The sequence below is a fragment of the Mesorhizobium sp. M0968 genome (assembly GCF_040319065.1).
GTDB lineage: Bacteria > Pseudomonadota > Alphaproteobacteria > Rhizobiales > Rhizobiaceae > Mesorhizobium.
Genome location: NZ_JAMYNL010000006.1, coordinates 365111 through 388542 on the forward strand (window position 1 = coordinate 365111; position 23432 = coordinate 388542).

20 protein-coding genes and 1 pseudogene are annotated in these 23432 nt (G+C 62.9%); 19 read left to right on the plus strand and 2 right to left on the minus strand.

Translation table 11 applies throughout. The features are described 5' to 3' along the window. Positions 1–49 precede the first annotated feature (49 nt). The 13 genes and pseudogenes from NKH67_RS14230 (at position 50) to NKH67_RS14290 (ending at position 13798) form a co-directional block, all read left to right on the plus strand. A complete protein-coding gene (locus NKH67_RS14230; protein WP_502893746.1) occupies positions 50–898 on the plus strand; it encodes a bifunctional allantoicase/(S)-ureidoglycine aminohydrolase in 849 nt (282 codons plus the stop codon). Next, positions 895–1398 carry an ureidoglycolate lyase gene (locus NKH67_RS14235; RefSeq protein ID WP_352767343.1) on the plus strand — a complete coding sequence of 168 codons (504 nt, stop codon included), beginning with the start codon at positions 895–897 and terminating at the stop codon, positions 1396–1398. Before NKH67_RS14230 ends, NKH67_RS14235 begins: the two co-directional genes overlap by 4 nt. Continuing rightward, a complete protein-coding gene (locus NKH67_RS14240) occupies positions 1398–1991 on the plus strand; it encodes a nucleoside deaminase (protein WP_352469853.1) in 594 nt (197 codons plus the stop codon). The genes NKH67_RS14235 and NKH67_RS14240 overlap by 1 nt, the downstream gene beginning before the upstream one ends. A gap of 154 nt (positions 1992–2145) precedes the next feature. Further along, positions 2146–2760: a type II TA system antitoxin MqsA family protein gene (locus NKH67_RS14245; protein ID WP_352469852.1), complete on the plus strand. Its 615-nt coding sequence runs from the start codon at positions 2146–2148 to the stop codon at positions 2758–2760. A 91-nt stretch (positions 2761–2851) separates the two neighbouring features. Further along, positions 2852–4834: a CocE/NonD family hydrolase gene (locus NKH67_RS14250; RefSeq protein WP_353031188.1), complete on the plus strand. Its 1983-nt coding sequence runs from the start codon at positions 2852–2854 to the stop codon at positions 4832–4834. 154 nt (positions 4835–4988) lie between these two features. After that, positions 4989–6575, plus strand: a complete 1587-nt coding sequence (locus tag NKH67_RS14255; protein WP_352469850.1) for an ABC transporter substrate-binding protein — start codon at positions 4989–4991, stop codon at positions 6573–6575. A 16-nt stretch (positions 6576–6591) separates the two neighbouring features. Beyond that, positions 6592–7551: an ABC transporter permease gene (locus NKH67_RS14260; protein ID WP_353031190.1), complete on the plus strand. Its 960-nt coding sequence runs from the start codon at positions 6592–6594 to the stop codon at positions 7549–7551. Between the two features lie 11 nt (positions 7552–7562). Continuing rightward, positions 7563–8390 carry an ABC transporter permease gene (locus NKH67_RS14265; protein ID WP_352469848.1) on the plus strand — a complete coding sequence of 276 codons (828 nt, stop codon included), beginning with the start codon at positions 7563–7565 and terminating at the stop codon, positions 8388–8390. Next, a complete protein-coding gene (locus tag NKH67_RS14270) occupies positions 8390–10075 on the plus strand; it encodes an ABC transporter ATP-binding protein (protein WP_353031192.1) in 1686 nt (561 codons plus the stop codon). Before NKH67_RS14265 ends, NKH67_RS14270 begins: the two co-directional genes overlap by 1 nt. Positions 10076–10168: 93 nt before the next feature. Next, positions 10169–11008 carry an alkaline phosphatase family protein gene (locus tag NKH67_RS14275; protein WP_353031194.1) on the plus strand — a complete coding sequence of 280 codons (840 nt, stop codon included), beginning with the start codon at positions 10169–10171 and terminating at the stop codon, positions 11006–11008. Positions 11009–11141: 133 nt separating this feature from the next. Continuing rightward, positions 11142–11704: pseudogene (locus tag NKH67_RS14280) on the plus strand (sigma-70 family RNA polymerase sigma factor). Further along, complete coding sequence (locus tag NKH67_RS14285) at positions 11701–12369, plus strand: anti-sigma factor (protein ID WP_352767353.1); 669 nt, start codon at positions 11701–11703, stop codon at positions 12367–12369. Before NKH67_RS14280 ends, NKH67_RS14285 begins: the two are co-directional and overlap by 4 nt. Further along, positions 12359–13798, plus strand: a complete 1440-nt coding sequence (locus tag NKH67_RS14290) for a S8 family serine peptidase (RefSeq protein ID WP_353031196.1) — start codon at positions 12359–12361, stop codon at positions 13796–13798. The genes NKH67_RS14285 and NKH67_RS14290 overlap by 11 nt, the downstream gene beginning before the upstream one ends. A gap of 5 nt (positions 13799–13803) precedes the next feature. Here the strand turns inward: NKH67_RS14290 and NKH67_RS14295 are convergent, their stop codons facing one another. After that, a complete protein-coding gene (locus NKH67_RS14295; RefSeq protein ID WP_352681545.1) occupies positions 13804–14298 on the minus strand; it encodes a DUF8737 domain-containing protein in 495 nt (164 codons plus the stop codon). 81 nt (positions 14299–14379) lie between these two features. Here NKH67_RS14295 and NKH67_RS14300 point away from each other — a divergent pair, with 81 nt between their 5' ends. Continuing rightward, on the plus strand, positions 14380–15288 hold the full coding sequence (locus NKH67_RS14300; protein ID WP_352681547.1) for a LysR family transcriptional regulator: 909 nt from the start codon (positions 14380–14382) through the stop codon (positions 15286–15288). A 72-nt stretch (positions 15289–15360) separates the two neighbouring features. Here the strand turns inward: NKH67_RS14300 and NKH67_RS14305 are convergent, their stop codons facing one another. Then, entirely contained in the window at positions 15361–16383 is a 1023-nt protein-coding gene (locus NKH67_RS14305; RefSeq protein WP_352681548.1) for a substrate-binding domain-containing protein, read from the minus strand. Between the two features lie 361 nt (positions 16384–16744). On the opposite strand from NKH67_RS14305, the gene NKH67_RS14310 reads away from it, so the two are divergent. From NKH67_RS14310 to NKH67_RS14330, 5 genes are all read left to right on the plus strand, one after another. Then, entirely contained in the window at positions 16745–18100 is a 1356-nt protein-coding gene (locus tag NKH67_RS14310; RefSeq protein WP_352681550.1) for an ABC transporter substrate-binding protein, read from the plus strand. 227 nt (positions 18101–18327) lie between these two features. Beyond that, positions 18328–19341 (plus strand): carbohydrate ABC transporter permease, encoded by a 1014-nt coding sequence (locus tag NKH67_RS14315; protein ID WP_023680221.1) that lies wholly within the window; start codon positions 18328–18330, stop codon positions 19339–19341. Position 19342: 1 nt separating this feature from the next. After that, a complete protein-coding gene (locus NKH67_RS14320) occupies positions 19343–20497 on the plus strand; it encodes a carbohydrate ABC transporter permease (RefSeq protein ID WP_352452251.1) in 1155 nt (384 codons plus the stop codon). A 4-nt stretch (positions 20498–20501) separates the two neighbouring features. Beyond that, a complete protein-coding gene (gene bglA, locus NKH67_RS14325; protein ID WP_352681552.1) occupies positions 20502–22166 on the plus strand; it encodes a beta-galactosidase BglA in 1665 nt (554 codons plus the stop codon). A gap of 25 nt (positions 22167–22191) precedes the next feature. After that, positions 22192–23304 (plus strand): ABC transporter ATP-binding protein, encoded by a 1113-nt coding sequence (locus NKH67_RS14330; RefSeq protein WP_023680224.1) that lies wholly within the window; start codon positions 22192–22194, stop codon positions 23302–23304. Positions 23305–23432: the final 128 nt, after the last annotated feature.

The following is a 23432-nucleotide window of genomic DNA, read 5'->3' on the forward strand; positions in this document are numbered from 1 at the left end:
CATGGGCCGTGGCTTCCGCAACAGGCTTGAATTTATGGATATGATGAAAATGGCCGAGCGAACCTATTATGCGCCGCAGGGCGGACATCCCGGCCAGAGTGAATTGCTGACCGGCCGCGCTGTGTTCACACAGGCCTATGCGGTCATCCCCAAGGGTGTGATGCAGGACATCGTCACCAGCGCCTTGCCGTTCTGGGATGGGACACGCGTCTGGGTGCTGTCGCGGCCGCTGTCGGGTTTTGCCGAGACGTTTTCGCAATACATCGTCGAGCTCGCGCCCGGCGGCGGCAGCGACCGCCCCGAGCTTGACGCCGCCGCCGAAGGTGCCCTGTTCGTAGTCGAAGGCGAGCTATGCGTTTCGCTTGCCGACAAGAAACATAGCTTAAGGCCGGGCGGCTTTGCCTACCTGCCCCCGGCAAGCGGGTGGACGGTGCGCAATGAAAGCGGTGCCGCCGTCCGCTTTCACTGGATCCGCAAGACTTATGACGCAGTCGACGACATCGACCAGCCGCAAGCGTTCTTCGCCAACGAACAGGAAATCGCGCCGACGCCAATGCCGGGTACCGAAGGCCGATGGGCGACGACGCGCTTCGTCGATCCGGCCGACATGCGCCACGACATGCATGTCACCATCGTCACGCTCGAGCCTGGCGCGGTCATTCCCTTCGCCGAGACGCACGTCATGGAGCACGGGCTCTATGTGCTGGAGGGCAAGGCGGTCTACCGTCTCAACCAGGACTGGGTCGAAGTCGAAGCCGGCGACTATATGTGGCTGCGCGCCTTTTGCCCGCAGGCTTGTTATGCCGGCGGGCCGGGCAAATTCCGCTATCTCCTCTATAAGGACGTCAACCGCCACGCCAAGCTTGGCAGCGCCGGCGTCGTGAAACCTACACCATGACCCGCATCGTCGCGCGGCCGCTGACCCGCGAGAATTTCGCCGAATTCGGCGACGTCATCGATATGGGCGGCGACAACCATTATCCGATCAATGGCGGCAAGGCTGAGCGCTACCATGACCTCGCCACGGCGGAAGCACGAGGGCCGAATGCGCGCGTGCTGATCTCGATGGTGCGTGGCACGCCCTATGAGCTGCCGTTGAAGCTTACCATGGTGGAGCGCCATCCGTTTGGCAGCCAGGCCTTCATCCCGCTGTCACCACGGCCGTTCCTGGTCGTCGTCTGCCATGACGGCGAGGAGGGCCCGGGCGAGCCGCATGCCTTCATCACCGCGCCCGGGCAAGGCATCAACTATCCGCGCAATCTGTGGCACGGAGTGCTGACGCCGATCGGCGATGTTCAGGATTTTGTGGTCGTCGACCGCGGCGGCGACGGCTCCAATCTCGAAGAGTGCCATTTCTCGCACGCCTACGAGATCGATCTTCCCGACGGGATTAGATGATGACCGACATTTCGCTGATCGACCGACTGCTCGACGTCATCGAGCACGACATCGTGCCGAAGACCGTCGAAGGCGTCGCGCACGGCAATAAGCTGTTCGGCGCGGCCATTCTGCGCAAGGACGACCGCTCGCTGGTGCTTGCCGAAACCAACAACGAGACCGAAAACCCGCTTTGGCACGGCGAGGTGCATTGCCTGAAGCGCTTCTACGAAATGCCTAAAGCCGAACGCGTCGACACCAAGGACGCGATCTTTCTTGCCACGCACGAACCCTGCTCGCTCTGCCTGTCGGCGATCACCTGGACCGGCTTCGACAATTTCTTCTATCTGTTCAGCCACGAGGACTCGCGCGACAGCTTCGACATCCCGCATGATTTGAAGATCCTGAAAGAGGTCTTCACCCTCGATCCGGGCGGCTACAATGCCGAGAATGCCTATTGGAAGAGCTTTTCGATCCGCAAATTGGTGCGCTCGCTGCCCGACCCCGAGCGCGGTCGGCTGGAAGCGCGCATCCACACAATATCAGCGCGCTATGACGAATTGTCCGGTGCCTATCAGGCCGGCAAGGACGAAAACGACATTCCGCTGAATTGAATGCCGCAAAGTTCAATGGCTTAAATTGCCACCTTTATGGTGGCATATTGCGTTATGGAGAAACGCAGACCCACTTACGATCTTGATGCAATCAAGGCCGAGTTGGGTTCGGTCGACAGGCTGGCAATCACGACGTCCGCCCTGCGGGATGGCATTGGGCTGGGCTTTGATCGCGCCGGTATTGTCGGTGATCGGCGACATCACGCGGAAGATGTTTGTAACGTCGATGACGACGTTCGCCGACCATCGTGTCTGGCACGTGCCAGCACGCGACCTGGTTCTTTTCCGTGAAATTTCAGGCGGACGTCGTGACCGAATTCACAGTCATGTCGTTCAAGGAAAAGTGACTATGGCGATGAAGGAAAATAATGGAACGAATAGCATGACCTCCCCCGAAACAGGAGAAACGCTGACGCGTGGAGTGCGTCCGTTCACTGTGACTTACAAGGGCGAGAGCATGATCGTCGACCTGCCGGGTTATTATCCCTCTTCGGGAAGTGAGGGCGTGCATGTCGGAGACGACATGACCGTCGTCGATGCAGCGCTCCGCATCCTCAAAGAAAAGATCGACGGTGTTCCGGCACCGGCCACCATCCGTCGCGTGCGCACAAAGCTCAAACTGTCGCAGCGCGAGGCAGGATCCCTGTTCAAGGTCGGCGAGAACGCTTTCGACAAATACGAACGGGGTCTGATCGAGCCGAGTGGCCCAACCATTCAGCTGATGACGCTGTTGGAAAAACACCCGGAGTTGGTGGACGAGTTGCGGTAGCCGCGCGGCCTCTCTGACAGGTCGCATAATTTGCTGCTCCAGTCGCGAATAGCGATTGAAAGTCGCCTCGCTGCGGGGCGTTATGCCCGGCATGAAAATCGTCACTGAATTCCCACGAAAGATCGTCGAATTTCCGGATATGGGGATCATCATGCCGGACGGCTGCCGGCTGTCGGCGCGGGTGTGGATGCCGGCCGATGCTGCCGACGATCCAGTGCCGGCAATCCTCGAACACCTGCCCTATCGCAAGCGCGACGGCACGATCTATCGTGATCAGCTGACGCATCCCTATTTTGCCGGCCACGGCTACGCCTCGATCCGCGTCGACATGCGCGGCAATGGCGATTCCGAAGGGCTGATGGACGACGAATATTCCGAGCAGGAATTGCAGGACGCTTGCGACGTCATCGCCTGGGCGGCGGACCAGCCCTGGTGCAACGACAATGTCGGCATGATGGGCATTTCGTGGGGCGGCTTCAACTGCCTGCAGGTAGCAGCCAAGCAGCCGCCGGCGCTGAAGGCGGTCATCAGTCTCTGTTCGACGGTCGACCGCTATGCCGACGACATCCACTACAAGGGCGGCTGCCTGCTGATCGAGAATTTCGGCTGGGCCTCGACCATGCTGTCCTATTCGTCAAGGCCGCCGGATCCGTTGCTGGCCGGCGACAACAGATGGCGCGACCTGTGGCTGACCAGGCTGGAGAACCAGCCATTCCTGGCACCGCTGTGGCTGAAGCACCAGCATCGCGATGCCTATTGGAAGCGCGGCTCGATCTGCGAGGACTATTCCGCCATCCATGCCGCGGTGCTGTCGATCGGCGGCTGGCATGATGGCTATCGCAATACGATTTCCCATCTCGCCGTCAATATCGAGGCGCCGGTCAAGGGCATCGTCGGCCCGTGGATCCACAAATACCCACATTACGCCGCGCCCGAACCGCGCATCGGCTTCCTGCAGGAGGCCTTGCGCTGGTGGGACCGCTGGCTGAAGGACATCGACACCGGCGTCGAGGCCGACCCCGCCTACCGCGCCTATGTCATGGACAGCGTGCGTCCGGCGCGCTGGCACCCCGAGCGGCCGGGCCGCTGGGTCGCTGAATCGGAATGGCCATCACCCAACATCGAGACCCAAGAGGTTGAGCTTATCGCTGAAGGCAACCACGCTATCGTCGCTTCGCCGCAAAGCTGCGGCCTCGCCGGCGGCGAATATTTCCCCTTCACCTTCGGCCCGGAACTGCCGGGTGACCAGCGCCCCGACGATGCGCTGTCGGTGTGCTTCGACCAGCCGGTGCTGACCGAAACGATCGACATTGTCGGTGCTCCCGAAGTTGTGGTCAGGGTCTCGTCGGACCGGCGCCAGGCGAACATCGCGGTTCGGCTGTGCGACGTCCATCCGGACGGGGCATCGGAGCTGATCTCGTACGGCGTGCTCAACCTGACGCATCGCAACTCGCACGAATTTCCCGAAGCGCTAGTGCCCGGCGAAACCGTCAGCGCCCGGGTGGTGCTCGACCAATGCGCCTATCGCGTGCCGGTCGGCCATCGCTTGCGCGTTGCCGTTTCGAACGCCTACTGGCCGATGATCTGGCCGTCGCCGGAGCCGGTCCGGCTCGAATTGTCGGCCGCGACATTGATGCTGCCGGTACGCCCGCCAGCGACAGGCGACGAGGTCACCTTCCCCGCTCCCGAAGGTGCTGCGCCCTGGGCAACGGAGACGCTTCGGCCCGCCAATTCCGAGCGTCATGTCGATCGCGACGAAAAGACCGGAATGATTACGGTTTCCATCGTCGACGATTTCGGTGAGGTGCGCGACCTGGAGCATGGCCTCGCCCACGGGAGCCTCGCCAGGGAGACATGGGTGATCCATCCTGACAATCCGCTGTCAGCCTCGGGCAAGACGCATTGGAGCCAGACGCTGTCGCGAAATGGATGGTCGGTGCGCACCGAAACCTTCGCCGAAATGCGGTCCGACGCGCAAAGCTTCGTGGTTAGCGCCAGAATTGAAGCCTATGAAGGCGAGAAACTCGTCTTCGAGCGCAATTTCGAGGAGAAAATCCCGCGCGTGCTGCTTTGAGCGCTTATAGCGATTGGTCCAATTGCGACGCACGATTTACGCCACGGCATGTCGCATTCGGTCTTGCTTACCGCTTTCCCTTACGGTCATTATTCTCCCGATTGAAATGAGAAAAACGACCATAAGGTCGGACCAACAGAGTGAGGAACTCAACATGTCGAACGAACTGGAATATCTGAGCCGGCGCGTTGCGTCCGGCAAGCTGAGCCGTCGCGATTTTCTCGGCCGGGCAGCAGCGCTCGGCGTCACCGTAACCTTCGCCAATTCGCTGCTTTCCGGTGCAGCACGCGCGGCGGGTCCGGTCAAGGGCGGGACGCTCAAGGCTGGCCTGGTCGGTGGCGAGTCCACCAACAGTCTCGATCCGGCGCTGTTCATGACGCAGGTGCCGTTCGCCTTCGGCAAGATGTGGGGCGAACTGATCGTCGAACTGTCTCCCGAAGGCAAGCTCGAGAACCGCATTGCCGAGGAGATCGGCTCGTCGGACGACGCCAAGACCTGGACGCTGAAGATCCGCGATGGCGTCGAGTTCCACGACGGCAAGAAGGTGACCGCAGATGACGTGGCCGCCACCCTCGAACGCCATTCGGACGAGAAGTCGAAGTCCGGCGCGCTCGGTTACATGAAAGGCATCGAGAGCATAAAGGCCAGCGGCAAGGAAGTGGTGCTGACGCTGAAGGAGCCGAATGCCGACCTGCCCTACCTGCTTAGCGACTATCACCTGATCATCCAGCCGAACGGCGGCAAGGACAAGGCCGATGCCGGTATCTCGGCGGGTCCTTACAAGGTCACCACCAACGAGCCCGGCGTACGCCATGGCGGCGAGCGCTTCGCCAATTACTGGCAGGGCGACAAGATGGGCCATGCCGACCAGATAGAGATCATCGTCATCAACGACGCCACGGCCCGCACGGCGGCGCTGCAGGGCGGCCAGGTCAACATGATCAACCGGGTCGAGCCGAAGATCGTCGATCTGATCAAGCGCGTGCCCGGCGTCACCATCCGCAACCATTCGGGACCCGGCCACTACGTCTTCATCATGCACTGCGACACCGCGCCGTTCGACAACAACGACTTGCGGATGGCGTTGAAGCTGGCGATCGACCGCGAGGAGATGCTGAACAAGGTGCTGCGTGGCTATGGCTCGCTCGGCAACGACTTCCCGATCAATGCATCGTACCCGCTATTCACCGAGATCGAGCAGCGCAAATACGATCCCGATAAGGCCAAGTTCCACTACAAGAAATCGGGCCATGACGGTGCCGTCCTGCTCCGGACGTCGGACGTCGCCTTCCCCGGTGCCGTCGATGCCGCACAGCTGTTCCAGCAAAGCGCGGCCAAGGCCGGCATCAAGCTGGAGATCAAACGCGAACCGGGCGACGGCTACTGGTCGGAAGTCTGGAACAAGCAGCCCTTCTGCGCCTCCTACTGGGGCGGCCGGTCGACGCAGGACCAGATGTACTCTACCGCCTATCTGTCGACGGCCGACTGGAACGACACACGTTTCAAGCGTCCGGATTTCGACAAGATGGTGCTGGCGGCTCGCGCCGAGCTCGACGAGGCCAAGCGCAAGGCAATGTACCACGACATGGCTGTGATGGTGCGCGACGAGGGCGGCTTGATCCTGCCGATGTTCAATCAGTTCATCGACGCGACGGGCGCCAAGGTCGCCGGCTGGGTGGATGATCCGCATCAGGAGTTGATGAACGGATATGCTCTGGCGAAGTGCTGGCTCGAAGCCTGAGCCCGGCCTTGCGGATATGTCCTCACCCATCGTGAAACTGGTGGCCCAGCGCATTGCGCTGGGCATTCTGCTGCTGTTGGCCGTTTCGGTCCTGATCTTCGCCGGCACCCAAATCCTGCCCGGCGACGTCGCGCAAGCCATTCTCGGGCAGTCGGCGACACCGGAGTCGCTCGCCAATCTGCGCGAGCAGCTCGGCCTCAATGATCCCGCTTACATCCGTTATTTTCGTTGGCTCGGCAGCATCCTGACCGGTGATCTCGGCACGGCTATGTCGAGCGGTCAGGATATCGCAACCTCGATCAAGGGAAGGCTGTGGAACACGCTGTTCCTCGCCTTCTGGGCGGCGATCGTCGCGGTGCCGCTGGCGATCATCCTCGGCCTGATCGCGGTGCGCTACCGCAATGGCTGGGTCGACAAGCTGATCTCCGGGTTAGCGCTCGCCTCGACCTCGTTTCCGGAATTCTTCATCGGCTATGTGCTCGTCTTTTTCTTCGCGGTGCAACATCAATGGTTTCCCGCCATTTCCACGGTCTATGACGGGATGCCTTTCGGCGAACGCATTCAGGCCATAGCACTGCCAGCGGCGGCGCTGACCCTGGTGGTGCTCGCGCATATGATGCGCATGACGCGCGCTGCGATCCTCAATGTGATGCAGTCCGCCTATGTCGAGACCGCCGAACTCAAGGGGCTTTCGGCCTTCGCGGTCATCCGCAGGCATGCCTTCCCCAATGCCATCGCGCCGATCATCAACGTCGTGATGCTCAATCTCGCTTACCTGATCGTCGGCGTCGTCGTGGTCGAAGTTATCTTTGTCTATCCAGGCATGGGCCAATACCTCGTCGACCACGTCACCAAGCGTGACGTGCCGGTGGTGCAGGCGGTCGGGCTGATCTTCGCCGCTGTCTACATCAGCCTGAACATCATCGCGGACATAGCGGCGATCGTCGCCAATCCGCGCCTCAGACATCCGAAATGAGGGGGGCGGGTATGCTCGTCATCAAACGCATCCCCATCCCGGCATTGGTCGGCATCGTGCTGACGGCGCTGTTCGTGCTGGCAGCGATCTTTGCGCCGTGGATCGCGCCGCATGGCAATGCCGAGATCGTCAGCGACGTCCCTTGGGAACCGATGTCGGCGGCGCATTGGCTGGGCACCGACAATCTCGGCCGCGATCTGTTGTCGCGCATGATCTATGGCGCCCGCATCACCCTGTTCATCGCGGTGCTGGCGACCGCGCTGTCGTTCTCGCTCGGCGCCATCCTCGGCTTCTCGGCGGCGGTTTTCGGCGGCTGGTTCGACACGCTTCTGTCGCGTCTCGTCGATCTCCTGATGTCGATCCCGACGCTGATCATGGCGCTTGTGGTGCTGTCGGTGCTGCCATCCAATCTGGTGACGCTGATCCTGGTCATGGGCGTTCTCGACTCGACCCGCGTCTACCGCCTGTCGAGGGCGGTCGCCGTCGATATCAACGTCATGGACTATGTCGAGGCGGCCAAATTGCGCGGCGAAGGCAGCGGCTGGATCATCTTCCGGGAAATCCTGCCCAATGCGCTGTCGCCGCTGGTTTCGGAACTCGGCCTGCGCTTCATCTATGCCGTACTGTTCCTGTCGACGCTGTCCTTCCTCGGGCTTGGCGTGCAGCCGCCGGACGCCGATTGGGGCGGCATGGTCAAGGAAAACAAGGATGGCATCGTCTTCGGCATAGGCGCCGCCCTCATTCCGGCGGCGGCGATCGCAGCGCTGGCGATTTCCGTCAATCTCGTCGCCGACTGGGTGCTCAACCGTACGACAAGCCTGAAGGGAGGACGCGGGTAATGGCTGACAAGCAACCGAAGCCCGGGCAACCGAAGCCTGGGCAACCAAAGTCCGGCGTGCTGCTCGACATCCGCAATCTGCGCATCGAGGCCACGGTATATCCGCCGGGTGAGGCGCCGAAGAACATCGTGCTGGTGCACGATGTCTCGCTGACGCTCGAAAAGGGCAAGGTGCTCGGATTGATCGGCGAGTCCGGCGCCGGCAAATCGACCATCGGCCTGTCGTCGATGGGCTACGGCCGCGGCGGCGTGCGCATCACCGGCGGCGAGGTCATCCTCAATGGCCGCGACATCCTGAAGGGCGGCAACGAAGGGTTTCGCAAATTGCGCGGCCGCGAGGTCTGCTATGTCGCGCAATCGGCGGCAGCCGCCTTCAATCCGGCGCACAGGCTGATGGACCAGGTGGTCGAGGCAGCAGTCCTGCACGGCACGGCGACGCGGGCCGAAGCCGAAAAGCGCGCCGTGGCGCTGTTCAAGAAGCTCAGCCTGCCGAACCCCGAAAGCATCGGCGAGCGCTTTCCCCACCAGGTGTCGGGCGGTCAGCTGCAGCGCGTCATGACGGCAATGGCGCTGTGCTCGGAACCCGACCTGATCGTCTTCGACGAGCCGACCACGGCGCTCGACGTGACGACGCAGATCGACGTCCTGGCGGCGATCAAGGATGCCATCCGCGACACGCATGTCGCGGCACTCTACATCACTCACGACCTTGCCGTCGTCGCCCAGGTCTCGGACGAGATCATGGTGTTGCGCCACGGCCGGCTGGTCGAATGGGGCGGCACCCGCCAGATCATCAAGGAGCCGCGCCAAGAATACACCAACGCGCTGGTTTCGGTGCATGAGATCGAACACCAGGAGCAGAAGCCCGGCACGAGCCCGTTCCTGTCGGTCAAGAACATCACCGCCGCCTATGGCCGCAGTCACATCAAGGTGCTGAAGAACGTCTCGGTCGATATTTTCCCCGGCCAGACGCTGGCGGTGGTCGGCGAGTCCGGCTCCGGCAAATCGACACTGGCGCGCGCCATCACCGGCCTCTTGCCGCCCGAACAAGGCACCGTCACCTTCGACGGACGGCCGCTCGCCAACCGGCTTGCCGACCGGCCGAAGGAGGACCTGCGCCAGCTGCAGATGATCTACCAGATGGCCGACGTGGCGATGAACCCGCGCCAGACGGTCGGCACCATCATCGGTCGGCCGCTGGAATTCTATTTTGGGATGCGCGGGCGCGAGCGCGACAAACGCGTCGCCGAACTCCTCGATAAGATCGAAATGGGTAAAGGCTATGTCGACCGCTATCCGGCCGAGCTTTCGGGCGGCCAGAAGCAGCGCGTCTGCATCGCCCGTTCGCTCGCCGCCAAGCCGAAGCTGATCATCTGCGACGAGGTGACCTCGGCGCTCGATCCGCTGGTCGCCCACGGCATACTGGAGCTGCTCCTCGGGCTGCAGAAAGAGGAAAACGTCGCCTATCTGTTCATCACCCACGACCTGGCCACGGTCAAGTCGATCGCCGATTCAGTCGCCGTGATGTATCGCGGCGAAGTGGTGCGCTACGGCGCCAAGAGCACCGTGCTGACGCCACCATTCGATGCCTACACCGATCTTTTGCTATCGTCGGTGCCAGAAATGGAGATCGGCTGGCTAGAGAAAGCGATCAAGGGACGGCGCATGGCCAGCGCGGGGAACTAGCGGGCCGCACTTTGCGCCCGACGATCCTGTCCGGGCGTGGATTGAACGGCAGGCCGGCCCTGACTTTTCCGATTAAGCCGCATGGAGGCGCCCTTGGCGCTCAACACAAAACTATTGCTCATCATCCTCGACGGCGTGCCTTACCGGAACTGGCGTCGGCTGATGGGCAATCTCGAAGGCTGGGTGCAATCAGGCGAAGCCCGCGTATGGAAAATGCGCTCCGTGCTGCCGTCGACCTCGGCATCCTGCTATGCCTCGATCCACACCGGCGTGCCGCCCCAAATGCACGGTATCCTGTCGAACGAGAACCGGTTTCGCGTCGAACAGCCGGACATCTTTTCCGAAGTCAGCAGGGCCGGCGGCAAGACCGGTGCGGTCACTCACTCCTACTGGTCCGAATTCTTCCGGGCCTATCCGTTCGACCTGGTCGAGGACATGGAGTTCGACCAGCCGGGCAGGCCGATCAGCCATGGCCGGTTCCACACCATGACCGGCTACAATGCCAGGAACCAGATGACGCCGAGCGACGTCGACCTGTTCGCGACGTTGACCATGCTGACCAGGCGCTACGGCATCGATTACGGCATCCTGCACAGCTGTACTCTGGACTCGATGGGCCACCGCTTCGGCCATGACTGCCACGAGATGGATCATGCCGTCTATGCAATGGACGCCATGCTCGCCGGCTTCCTGCCGCGCTGGCGGGAAGCCGGCTACGAGGTGATCGTCACCGCCGATCATGGCCAGACCGATCGCGGCCATCATGGCGGCCACGACGAGGAGATGCAGGATTTCGCACTTTACTACTTCGGATCCGGCGAGGGTCCGGAAGCCAGTACGCTGCTCGATCAGTTGCAGCTCGCGCCGACGGTGCTTGCGCGCCTCGGCGTGCCGGTGCCGGCGACGATGAAGGCAAAGCCGTTCCTGAGTTGAGCGCGCGCCCTCTTCTCCCTCTGGCAACGCTCCCGCTCTTCAGTTAGCCTCCGCAGATATACGGGCGGATGCGGTGAACCTTTTTGGGCCGATCAGCGACAGAGCAGGCAGGAGCCAGGCGGCTCGACCGGCGATGACGGCCGCGGAGACCGATCGCGCGCTTGTCGAGCGGGTCGCGAAAGGCGACCGTGCCGCCGTGCGGCTCCTGTTCATGCGCCACCACGCGCGGGTCTACCGCTTCGTGGCACGCCAGACGGGATCGGAACAGATGGCCGACGATATCGCGAACGAGGTGTTCCTCAACTCTGGCGGCAGGCACCGGCCTTCGAGGGACGCTCGGAGGTCTCGACATGGCTGCTCGGCATTGCCCGCTTCAAGGCGCTGTCCCTGCTGCGCAAGAGGAAGGAAGACTGGATCGACGACCATGACGCGGCCCAGGTCGCCGACGGCGCCGACACGCCGGAAGTCGTGACGATGAAGGAAGACGAGGCCGCCGCCTTGCGACGCTTTATCGATGCCATGCCGGAAGAGCACCGCACGGTGATCGACCTTGCCTATTATCACGGGCAATCGGTGAGCGAGATCGGCGAGGTACTCGGCATCCCGGTCGCAACGGTCAAGACCAGGATGTTCTACGCCCGCAAGAAACTCGGCGAAGCTCGCAAGGCCGCCGGTTACGACAGGGGGTGGCCATGAGCGCCGCTGAAAAGATGTCACGCCGCGACGAAATGGAAATGCTGCTGCCGTTTTATCTGAACGGCTCGCTGGAGGGTACCGAGCTCGAAGCCATCGAGGAATGGCTGGCGAGCGATCCGGCGGCGATGGCCGCACTAGGCGAGGCCGAGGCCGAATTCTCCGGCACCGCTGCCGCAAACGAGGCAATCCGCCCGCCGGCCGATGCGCTCAGCCGCTTTGCCAAGGCGCTCGACGCCGAGGCCGGCCCGTCCCGCGCGCCGGCGGCATCGTCCTGGCTGGCGCAGGCCTGGAGCCGCTTCATGGCGGTGCCCGCCGGCGTCGCCTGGGCCGCGGCCGCGGTGCTGCTGGCCCTGGTCGTCGCGCAATCCTTTGTGCAGACCGGCAACAGAGGTGGCGATTTCGAGATTGCCGGATCGGAGGACGATCTGGCCAAAATGCCGTTTGCCCTTGTGAAGTTCAAACCGGATGCGAAGCTGTCCGACATCATCGCTTTTCTCGACCAGAACCAGTTGAAGATCGCTGGCGGGCCGACCGCCGACGGCGTCTTCCGCGTCGGCGTCCCGGCCGAGACCGCCGCCGACTATCAGAAGCTGCTTGGCCTTATCGCCGCCCAGCCTTTCACCGAAGCTGCCCTGGAGGGAAGGAAACCGGCTGATGGCGGCTGAGGCGGTCATTCGATTGACGGCGGCGATGACAATCTTCGCCGCGTCTGCCGTTGCACAAACCAACGATCCTAACCTCACCCAGGCTGAGATCGACTGCCTGAACCGGGGAAATGCTGCCAACGCCGACTGCGCCAAGGATGGCGGCGGCGTGAAGGATGGCGGCAAAGCGCCGGCTCATGGAACGACGGGCGCGGTGTTTCTTCCGGGCTTGATTGTCGACCTGTTCCCCAATCCTGCCGTAGTCACCGAGGCGCCGATACCTCCTGGCAATACTGCAACCCCACCCGCCGTCGCGCCGGCAATACAGGCTGCGGTGCTGGGCGGTGCGGTGGTTGCGCCGACCGATCTTGTGGCAACCGAGCCGCCGCGCGCCGTGACCGGCGATTTCGTGCCCGACGAGGTGCTGGTCACCGTCAATGGCGATGCCGGCGCGGTCCAGCAGATCGCGGCCTCGTTCGGCCTCGAGATACGCTCGCAGCGGCAGTCGCGGCTGCTCGGCAACACGCTGGTGCGCTTCGGCATTCCCGATGGCCGCCCGGTCGGCGTCGTGCTGGCGCAGCTCGCCGCCGACGGCCGCACTTTGCGGCGTGAGGCCAACCATGTCTACTCGCTGCAGCAGGCGGCCAGCATCGCCAATTATGCGTTCGAGCGCATCGCGCTCGATGCCGACAAAGCCAGCGGCGAGAATGTGCGCGTCGGCGTCATCGACACCGGCATCGACGACGACAATCCGGCGCTCTCCGGCGTCATCGCCGGGCAGTTCGATGCCATGCCCGACGTGCCGATCAAGGCGCGCGACCACGGCACTTCGGTCGATGGACTGATCGCCGGCACCGGCGCGTTCAAAGGCATGGCGCCGGGCGCCAGGATCTATCATGCCCGCGCCTTCGAGGGCGGCAAGTCGACCATGGACGTCATCCTTTCGGCGCTTGACTGGGCGGCGGAGCAGGATGTCCGCATCATCAACATGAGCTTCGTCGGCCCGAAGAACGACCTGCTCGGCATCGCCTGCCGCAATGCGCGCGCGCTTGGCATCGTGCTGGTCGCGGCCGCCGGCAATAACGGACCGAAGGCGCCCTATGGTTATCCGGCCGCCTTCGACGCCGTGATCGCGGTGACGGCCACCGATGCCAAGGATGGGCTGATGCCGCAGGCCAATCGCGGCGCCTACGTCTTCATCTCCGCTCCCGGCGTCGAGATGGTGGCGCCGAGCGGCGCCGGCTCGGACGTGGTGACCGGGACGTCCTTCGCCGCGGCGATCGTGACCGGCGCCGTCGCCAATCTGTTGCATGCCGCGCCCGACCGCTCCGCCGACTGGGTCGAGAAAGCACTTGCCGCCACGGCGAAGGATCTCGGCGCGAAGGGGCGGGACAATGACTTCGGCTACGGGCTTCTGAACACCAAGGCGGCCGAGGCGGCGAAGGAATAGCCCGCTCAGGTCGCGTTTTGCTGAGGACGTAGGAGAAAATAGAATGCGGCGATATGCGTTATCATCAGCAGCGGTACGTAGATGATCGGGATCGCGTAGGTGGCGCCCAGTTCGCCTGCGCGTGCAGGAAGGCCGATCTGAATGGCGTGGTAATAGTCGACGATGAGGTCGACCGTCCCTGCGACGTTGAAGGCGACGACCAACGGCCAGAAGAGCGGACGTATCCTCACCGTGAGCAGCGCCAGCATGGCCAGCACTCCAGTCGCGAAATCGCCGTAGGCGGCGAACACGGCGAAATCAGCGGGCAGATTGGGGTTTACGACGCCCGGAACGATGAAGACGAGCCCGAAGAATCGGAAGCAGTGCAGCGTAGCGATAGCGCGTTGCGCCGCGACCCGGTCCATCGACCTGAGCCACGGCAAACCGTACGCGCCGAAGCAAAGCAGCCACGCGACATAGCCGAGAACAAGATGGGTTTGGAACACCATTTCCGTGGACATTTGGCCTACTCTCAACAGTTGATTCACGCGGCTTTAAGCCCGCTACCGCAATTCGACTATCCGGTGTAATCACAACAACCTATGAAGCAGAGCTACACAGTCCGACATGGGGCGCTGGAGGGCGTCGAGGCGTTCCTGGCCGTCGCCAGGCGGCGTAACTTCCGCCGGGCCGCCGCCGATCTCGGGGTGACGCCATCGGCCGTGAGCCAGGCGGTGCGCGCGCTGGAAGCTCGCCTGGGCACGGCGCTGTTCGTCCGCACGACGCGGAGCGTTGGTTTAACCGAACCTGGCCAGCGGTTCCTCGACCGTGCCGGCCCGGCATTCGAGGAGCTCGTAGCGGCCGGCGAGGCTGCCCGCGATATCGGCCAGCGGCCGACCGGTCTGCTGCGCCTGTCTGTGCCTCGCGCTATCGTGCCGCTGATGTTGGAGCCGGTGCTCGCGTCGTTCTGCCAAGCCTATCCTGAGATCGAACTGGAGATCGCCGTGAGCGACCAGATGGTCGATCTCGCGACCGGCGGGTTCGACGCCGGCATCCGCCTCGGGCAACTCATCGCCGCCGACATGGTGGCGGTGCGGCTGACCCCGCCGTTCTCGTTCGTAGTCGTCGGCAGCCCTGACTATTTTGAGCGCTACGGCCGTCCCGAGCGTGTCGACGACTTGCGCCACCACGCCTGCTTACGCTTGCGCCGCTCGAATGGCGCCATCGCACCCTGGTCGTTCATCGATGGTAACGGTGCAATCGAAGCGATCGTCTCAGGCCCGCTGATTGCGCACGACTATTCGACATTGGTCGGGGCCGCGATGCGGGGCGTCGGGTTGGCGCAGACGCCGCGACCACTCGCCGAAGGTCCGATAGCCGAAGGAAAACTCCAGTCGGTGCTCGACGGCGTCGCCACGACGACGCCGGGTGTCTTCCTTTATCATCCCGGCAAGCGCCAAGTCCTGCCGAAGCTGCGCGCCTTCATCGATCACCTCAAATCCGCGGCCTGAGACCAGGACGCACCCGCTGGTGCTGGCCAACAGCCGCCAAGAGTCGACCTCGGCCGTTCAGAGTGATTGCCTCTAGGCCGGCGCGCCGGCGACCGATCCCCTGACCACCAGGTCGACCGGCCAGACTTCGCCGCGAGCGCCCTCCTCCAGGCCGGAAATCCGCGCCGCCAGCCGTTCGGCGATGCGCGCGCCGGCGAGGCGGATCGACGAACGCGTCGTCGACAATGGCACCGAAAAATTTTCCGGCTTCAGCCAGGGAAAGACGTCGTCATGGGCGATCAGCGACAGGTCGCCCGGAATGGTCAGGCCGAGATCGCGCACCGCGCGCACCACGCCGAGCGCCATGATCAGGCTGGAGCAGGCGATTGCCGTCGGCGCGTCGCTTTGTTCCAGCAGACGCCTGGCGGCGCGGTAGCCGTTCTCCTCGGTCATGGTGAGGGAACAGACATGCTGATCTCGAAGCACCAGGCCGTTCGCCGCAAGCGCGCGGCGCACGCCGCGCTCGCGATGGATGGCGAAGGTCTCGCGATCGTCGCCGTTGATCAGCGCCAGACGCCTATGACCGAGCTGAACGAGTAGCCGCGCCGCCTCGTGGAAGGCGCCCTCATTGTCGATGTCGGTGAACGGATAGTCGAAATCGAAGCCTTCGCTGCGGCCATGGACGATGAAGGGAATGCCGAGCGTGTTGACGAGTGCCACCCGCCGGTCGGCCGGCCTCGGCGACGAGATATAGACCGCGTCGACCTGCCGGTTGGCGACAATGCGGCGGTAGGTCGTCTCCTGGTCGTCGGCATCGGCCGGTGACAGCACCAGGTCGAGCTCGTGCGAACGCGCATAGTCGCCGAGGCCGGACAGGAACTCGACGAAATGCGGGTCGATGTCGACGGTCGTTCCCGTCGGCAGCACATAGCCGATCATGCCGGTCTTGCCGGTCGCCAGCCGGCGGGCGCTCGGATTGGGGCGATAGCCGTGACGCTTGGCGGCATCGACCACCCGCCGGCGCGTTTCCTCGTTGACTTCCGGGTAGCCGTTCAATGCGCGGCTCACCGTAGTCTGCGAAAGCGCCAGCATGTGGGAGAGCTGCTTGAGGTTCACCGGAGGCCTCCAACCTCAAAGCGCTTTTAATCTGAATCGAGCTAGCCGCTACGAACCGCGTTGCCGAGCGCACTGACCATACGCACGGTTCGGACCGGTTTGAAGCCGAATTTGCTGCTGCACCGCCAGAAAACTGTGCTGCAGCGCACTTTCGCCGGCACCCGGCCACAGAAATTAAATCGATTAGTCTGGCTTTCTCTTGACTCCGGATCAATTCAGTGGCGAGATCAAAATCACCAAAGCGCTTTGGAAGACTCTACGAAAGGTTGCAGTTCCTTTCCGACTGAGTCACAGTCCTGCAGCGCCGGCGGACGGAATGGAGGTTTCGTTCGGTGTTTGTCACCACTGGGAGGGAATACCGATGAAGAAAATGCTTCTGCTGGGTGCTGCGTTCGCCACGCTTGCGCTCGCCATGCCGGCGCAAGCCGAACTGAAGTTCAAGCCGGGCGAAGATCCCCGTTTCAACTGGGCCAACTACGAAGAGCTCAAGAAAGTCGACCTCAAGGGCGAGACGCTGACGATCTTCGGGCCGTGGCGCGGCGAGGACGAAGGGCTTATCCGCACCGTCCTCGATTACTTCTCCGAAGCCACCGGCGCCGAGATCAAGTACTCCTCGTCGGAGAATTACGAGCAGCAGATCGTCATCGACACGCAGGCCGGCAGCCCGCCCAACATCGCCGTGCTGCCGCAGCCGGGCCTGATCCAGGATCTGGCATCGAAGGGCCTTTTGACGCCGCTCGGCGACGATACGGCCAACTGGGTCAAGGACAATTACGGCGCCGGCCAATCCTGGGTCGATCTCGGCACGTTCAAGGACAAGGACGGCAAGCCCGGCTTCTTCGCCTTTCCGTATAAGGCCGACGTGAAGTCGCTGGTCTGGTACTCGCCGGACAATTTCGAGGAAGCCGGCTACAAGGTGCCGAAGACGCAGGAAGAGCTTGCCGAGCTCGAAAAGAAGATCATCGCCGACGGCGGCACGCCATGGTGCATCGGGCTTGGTTCGGGCGGCGCCACCGGCTGGCCGGCGACCGACTGGGTCGAAGACATCATGCTGCGTACCCAGACGCCCGAGACCTACGACAAATGGGTGAAGAACGAAATTCCGTTCAACGATCCGGCAGTGGTCAACGCCATCGACATTTTCGGCAAGATCGCCACCGACGACAAGATGGTCGAGGGCGGCGCCAAGGCGGTTGCGGCGACCGATTTCCGTGACAGCCCGAAGGGCCTCTTCTCGGTGCCGCCGAAATGTTATCTGCACCATCAGGCATCGTTCATCCCGACCTTCTTCCCGCAAGGCACCAAGATGGGCGAGGATGCCGACTTCTTCTACTTCCCGCCTTACGCTTCCAAGCCCGAGCTCGGCACTCCGGTGCTCGGCGCCGGCACGCTCGCCATGATCACCAAAGACAGCAAGAGTGCCCGCGCGTTCATCGAATTCCTGAAGCTGCCGCTCGCTCATGAGATCTGGATGGCGCAGGGCGGCTTCGTGACGCCGTTCAAGTCGGTCAACAAGGACGCCTATGCCAGCGACGCGCTGAAGAAGCAGGGCGAGATCCTGGCCAACGCCTCGACCTTCCGCTTCGACGGGTCCGACCTGATGCCGGGCAAGATCGGCGCCGGTGCGTTCTGGACCGGCATGATCGACCTGGTCGGCGGCAAGTCCGCCCAGGACGTCGCCACCGACATCCAGAAAAGCTGGGACGCGATCAAGTAAGCGGCCGGCTTGAGTTCCAAATGTGATGTGGTCCGGGCCTCAAACGGCCCGGACCTTATCCGGTGCTTGGCGTCGCGTCGATTGTCGTGAGCACAACGCATTCCGGCATGACGCGCGCCCAGTGACCTGCTTTCCGGCTGGTCGCGCTCCAGACAACTGAATCGGCGCATGATCCCGTCGCCAAAGCCATTCTCGACTGGCGGATCCGTGCGCAGGGGGAGGGACCCATGGCGGCTCAGATTTTCTCGGCGATATTCGTCATCATCATCGGCGTGGGCGGCTGCGTCGCCTATTTCTGGGGCGCCAACAAGGCACTCGACACGATCTTTCCGGCACGCGGCGTTTCCGGCAAGGCGGCGATCAACAATCTGCGCCGGCAGGGGGTGATCCGGCCCTGGCTGTTCGTCGGCCCGGCGATGATTATCCTCACCATCTACCTGATCTACCCGGTGGTGGAGACACTGAGGCTGTCGTTCCTTGATCGCGGCGGCGCCCATTTCGTCGGCTTGGCCAACTATCAATGGGCGTTCGGCGACCGCGAGTTCCGCAACTCGATCCTCAACAACATCATCTGGCTGGCGGTGGTGCCGGCCGCCTGCACCTTCCTCGGGCTGATCATCGCCGTGCTCACCGACAAGATCTGGTGGGGCACCATCGCCAAGAGCCTGATCTTCCTGCCGCTGGCGATCTCGTTCGTCGGCGCCAGCGTCATCTGGAAATTCATCTACGAATATCGCGGCGACGGGCAGACGCAGATCGGCCTGCTCAACGCCATCATCCAGTATTTCGGCGGCCAGCCGCAGGTCTGGATCTCGCTGCCGTTCTGGAACAACTTCTTCCTGATGGTCATCCTGATCTGGATCCAGACCGGCTTTGCCATGGTCATCCTGTCGTCGGCCTTGCGCGGCATTCCGGAAGAGACGCTGGAAGCCGCCGTCATCGACGGCGCCAACCCTTTCCAGATCTTCTGGAAGATCATGGTGCCGCAGATCTGGGGCACCATCGCCGTGGTCTGGACCACCATCACCATCCTGGTGCTTAAGGTTTTCGACATCGTGCTGACCATGACCAACGGCCAGTGGAACAGCCAGGTGCTGGCCAATCTGATGTTCGACTGGATGTTCCGCGGCGGCGGCGATTTCGGCCGCGGCGCCACCATCGCCATCATCATCATGATCGCGGTCATTCCGATCATGGTCTGGAACATCCGCCAGGCGAACAAAGAGACGGAAGGGCATTGAGATGGCCGCGTCGACCGGAAAGTCCTTTGTCAGCCGTTTCGGCGTCCACATCGCCGTCTTCATCTTCGTTGCGATCTGGACGATCCCGACGCTCGGCATTCTGGTCTCGTCACTGCGCGACAAGGATCAGATCATCGCTTCGGGCTGGTGGAACTCGTTCACCAGTTCCAGCCAGACGGAAGCCGGCCGGCTGCCGCCAGCCTCGGCGCAGGTCGAGAAGGAGGGCAAGTTCGTCCTGCAAGGCAATATCTTCGGCGACGGCCCGGCCCGCAACATCAGCGCCTTTGGCGTCAAGTCGGCCGCGCCGACGCAATATCCCGCCGGCTCGACAGCCGATCTCGGCGACGGCGTCACCCTGCAACTCAATGCCGACGGCAGTTTCGTCATGACCTCGCCGAAGGCTTTCGAGAGCGAACGCGGCCAGCGCGTCTATTACGCCTCGTCGGCGCCGCCGAAATTCACCACCGACAATTACGACACGGTGCTGTTTTCGGAAGGCATCGGCCGCTCCTTCATGAACTCGCTGACCGTCACCATTCCGGCGACCGTCATTCCAATCCTGATCGCCGCGTTCGCCGCCTACGCGCTGGCCTGGATGCGCTTTCCTGGCCGGGCCCTGCTCATCGCCGTCATCATCGGCCTCCTGGTCGTGCCGCTGCAGATGTCGCTGATTCCGCTGTTGAAGCTCTATAACGGCGTCGGCAGCTTCTTCGGCGTGCCGTCGAAGACCTATCTCGGCATCTGGCTGGCCCATACCGGCTTCGGCCTGCCTTTCGCCATCTATCTTCTGAGGAGCTATATCGCCGGCCTGCCACGCGAGATCATGGAGTCGGCGCGCATCGACGGCGCCAGCGATTTCGAGATCTTCGTCAAGATCGTGCTGCCACTGTCGTTCCCGGTGCTGGCCTCGTTCGCCATCTTCCAGTTTCTCTGGGTGTGGAACGATCTGCTGGTGGCGATGGTTTTCCTTGGTACCGAGGGCGACCAGATCGTGCTTACCGCCAAGCTCAATGCGTTGCTCGGCTCGCGCGGCGGCGACTGGGAGATCCTGACGACATCGGCCTTCGTCACCATCATCGTGCCGCTGATCGTGTTCTTCTCGCTGCAGCGCTATTTCGTCCGTGGGCTGCTTGCCGGCTCGGTGAAAGGAGGTTGAGATCATGCAATCCGCTTTGAAGGCCACCCCGAAGCCAGATCTCGCTATCGATCGCGACTGGTGGCGAGGTGCCGTGATCTACCAGATCTACCCGCGCAGCTATCAGGATTCGAACGGCGACGGCATCGGCGACCTCAGGGGCATGATCGGCCGGCTGGCCTACATCGCCTCGCTCGGTGTCGACGCCATCTGGATCTCGCCATTCTTCAAATCGCCGATGAAGGATTTTGGCTACGACGTGTCGGATTATTGCGATGTCGATCCGATGTTCGGCACGCTGGCCGACTTCGACGCGCTGACCGCAGAGGCGCACCGGCTTGGCCTCAAGGTGATGATCGACGAGGTGCTCTCGCACACCGCCGACATCCATCCCTGGTTCAAGGAGAGCCGCTCGAGCCGCAGCAATCCAAAAGCCGACTGGTATGTCTGGGCGGATGCCAAGCCGGACGGCACGCCACCCAATAACTGGCTGTCGATCTTCGGCGGCTCGGCCTGGCAGTGGGACACCAGCCGCCAGCAATATTACCTGCATAATTTCCTAGCCGAGCAGCCCGACCTCAATTTCCACAGCCGCGCGGTCCAGGACGCGCTGCTCGACGTCACCCGCTTCTGGCTGGAGCGCGGCGTCGACGGCTTCCGACTCGATACCATCAATTTCTATTTCCACAGCCAAGGCCTGGAAGACAATCCGCCGCTGCCGCCCGAGCAGCGCAACGACCAGACGGCGCCGGCCGTCAACCCCTACAACTACCAGGACCATCTCTACGACAAGAGCCGGCCTGAAAACCTCGGCTTCCTCGAACGCTTCCGCGCCTTGCTCGACGAATACCCGGCGACGGCCGCGGTTGGCGAGGTCGGCGATTCGCAGCGTGGGCTGGAAGTGGTGGCGGCCTATACGGCCGGCGGCAAGCGCGTGCATATGTGTTACTCCTTCGACTTCCTGGCGCCGGAGAAGATCAGCGCGGCAAGGGTGCGCTCGGTCCTGGAAACCTTCGGCAAGGTGGCCAGCGACGGCTGGTCGTGCTGGGCCTTCTCCAACCATGACGTGATGCGTCCCGCCTCGCGCTGGGCAGCCGGCGAGCCCGACCCGACCGCCTACCTCAAGGTCATCTCGGCGCTGCTGATGTCGTTGCGCGGCTCGGTCTGTATCTATCAGGGCGAGGAGCTCGGGCTCAGCGAGGCCGAACTCGGCTTCGAGGATCTGCAGGACCCATACGGCATCCGCTTCTGGCCTGAATTCAAGGGACGCGACGGCTGCCGTACGCCGATGGTTTGGGACGGCGCTGCCCGCAATGGCGGCTTCTCGACGGCAAAGCCCTGGCTGCCGGTGCCCAGCAAGCACCTTGCGCAAGCCGTCAATGTGCAGCAAGGCGACGACGGCTCGCTGCTCGAGCACTACCGGCGCTTCCTCGCTTTCCGCCGCGCCCATCCGGCACTGGCCAAGGGTGATATCGAGTTCATCGAAAGCGAGGGCGACACCGTCGCCTTCACGCGCCGCGAAGGCAACGAGCAGATCGTCTGCGCCTTCAATCTCGGAGCAAAGCCGGCCGAGGTCGATCTTGGCGGCCGCTCATTGCAGCCCTTGCCGGGACACGGGTTTTCGGGACAGACTGGCGCCGGCACTATCCGCCTCGGCGGCTACGGCGCCTGGTTCGGGCGTATCGACTGAATTCAAGGAAGAACTGGAGGGTACCATGGCCGATGTCACGCTAAGGCAAGTGAGGAAATCATATGGCAATCTCAACATTCTGCACGGCGTCGACCTCGACATAAAGTCGGGCGAATTCATCGTCTTCGTCGGTCCCTCTGGTTGCGGCAAGTCGACCTTGCTGCGCTGCATCGCCGGGCTGGAGGAGATCACCTCGGGCGAGCTCAAGATCGACGGCGAGATCGTCAACGACGTGCCGCCGTCAAAGCGCGGCATCGCGATGGTGTTCCAGTCCTATGCGCTCTATCCGCACATGACCGTCTACGACAACATGGCCTTCTCGATGAAGATCGGCAAGGAAAGCAAGGCCGAGATCGACAAGCGGGTGCGCCAGGCGGCCGAGATCCTGCAGCTGACCAAATATCTCGACCGTCTGCCCAAGGCGATGTCGGGCGGCCAGCGCCAGCGCGTCGCCATCGGTCGCGCCATCGTGCGCAATCCCAAGGTTTTTCTGTTCGACGAACCGCTGTCAAACCTCGACGCGGCGCTGCGTGTCGCCACCCGCATCGAGATCGCCAAGCTCAAGGAATCGATGCCGGCCACAACCATGATCTATGTCACCCACGACCAGGTCGAGGCGATGACGCTGGCCGACCGCATCGTGGTGCTGAAGGAAGGCCATATCGAACAGGTCGGCACGCCGATGGAGCTCTACAAGCGGCCCGGCAATCTGTTCGTCGCCCAGTTCATCGGCTCGCCGGCGATGAACATCCTGCCGGCGACGATCGACAAGACCGGCAACCCGACGGTCGTCAGCCATGTCGGCGGCCGCAAGGCAACGGTGCCGATCGCAACGCCTGCGTCGGCGAAAGGCGCAGCGGTGAGCTTCGGGGTGCGGCCGGAGGATCTGATGATTGCCACCGGCGCCGACTATTTGTTCGAAGGGACGGTCGATTACGTCGAGCAGCTCGGCGAGGTCCAGCTCGTCTATGTCGACATCGGCCGCGCCGACCTGCCGCTGGTGACCAAGCTGCCGGGCAATGTCGAGGTCAAGCGCGGAGCGACGCTGCGGCTGACGGCGGACGCCGGAGACCTACATATTTTCGACGCGGACGGGCGCTCTTTCGCGCTCCATGAAGCAGAAGCAAAGGCGGCTTGAAGCAGGCGTTCTTCCGCCATGCAAGAGACAAGAGCGGCCGGGCTGGGCCCCCGCGGGTGTGGGGTGTTTCAGGTGGGGCGGTTATACGGGTGTTGGTTGAAGGCGCGCCGACCCGCAGGTAGTCTTTT

What these genes read in the sequence shown, in the direction of transcription:
- NKH67_RS14270 (WP_353031192.1), top strand. Translation starts at nt 8,390, where the DNA reads ATGGCTGACAAGCAACCGAAGCCCGGGCAACCGAAGCCTGGGCAACCA.
- NKH67_RS14230 (WP_502893746.1), top strand. Translation starts at nt 50, where the DNA reads ATGGCCGAGCGAACCTATTATGCGCCGCAGGGCGGACATCCCGGCCAG.
- NKH67_RS14300 (WP_352681547.1), top strand. Translation starts at nt 14,380, where the DNA reads ATGAAGCAGAGCTACACAGTCCGACATGGGGCGCTGGAGGGCGTCGAG.
- NKH67_RS14255 (WP_352469850.1), top strand. Translation starts at nt 4,989, where the DNA reads ATGTCGAACGAACTGGAATATCTGAGCCGGCGCGTTGCGTCCGGCAAG.
- bglA (WP_352681552.1), top strand. Translation starts at nt 20,502, where the DNA reads ATGCAATCCGCTTTGAAGGCCACCCCGAAGCCAGATCTCGCTATCGAT.
- NKH67_RS14235 (WP_352767343.1), top strand. Translation starts at nt 895, where the DNA reads ATGACCCGCATCGTCGCGCGGCCGCTGACCCGCGAGAATTTCGCCGAA.
- NKH67_RS14265 (WP_352469848.1), top strand. Translation starts at nt 7,563, where the DNA reads ATGCTCGTCATCAAACGCATCCCCATCCCGGCATTGGTCGGCATCGTG.
- NKH67_RS14310 (WP_352681550.1), top strand. Translation starts at nt 16,745, where the DNA reads ATGAAGAAAATGCTTCTGCTGGGTGCTGCGTTCGCCACGCTTGCGCTC.
- NKH67_RS14295 (WP_352681545.1), bottom strand. Translation starts at nt 14,298, where the DNA reads ATGTCCACGGAAATGGTGTTCCAAACCCATCTTGTTCTCGGCTATGTC.
- NKH67_RS14285 (WP_352767353.1), top strand. Translation starts at nt 11,701, where the DNA reads ATGAGCGCCGCTGAAAAGATGTCACGCCGCGACGAAATGGAAATGCTG.
- NKH67_RS14315 (WP_023680221.1), top strand. Translation starts at nt 18,328, where the DNA reads ATGGCGGCTCAGATTTTCTCGGCGATATTCGTCATCATCATCGGCGTG.
- NKH67_RS14330 (WP_023680224.1), top strand. Translation starts at nt 22,192, where the DNA reads ATGGCCGATGTCACGCTAAGGCAAGTGAGGAAATCATATGGCAATCTC.
- NKH67_RS14250 (WP_353031188.1), top strand. Translation starts at nt 2,852, where the DNA reads ATGAAAATCGTCACTGAATTCCCACGAAAGATCGTCGAATTTCCGGAT.
- NKH67_RS14320 (WP_352452251.1), top strand. Translation starts at nt 19,343, where the DNA reads ATGGCCGCGTCGACCGGAAAGTCCTTTGTCAGCCGTTTCGGCGTCCAC.
- NKH67_RS14240 (WP_352469853.1), top strand. Translation starts at nt 1,398, where the DNA reads ATGACCGACATTTCGCTGATCGACCGACTGCTCGACGTCATCGAGCAC.
- NKH67_RS14290 (WP_353031196.1), top strand. Translation starts at nt 12,359, where the DNA reads ATGGCGGCTGAGGCGGTCATTCGATTGACGGCGGCGATGACAATCTTC.
- NKH67_RS14260 (WP_353031190.1), top strand. Translation starts at nt 6,592, where the DNA reads ATGTCCTCACCCATCGTGAAACTGGTGGCCCAGCGCATTGCGCTGGGC.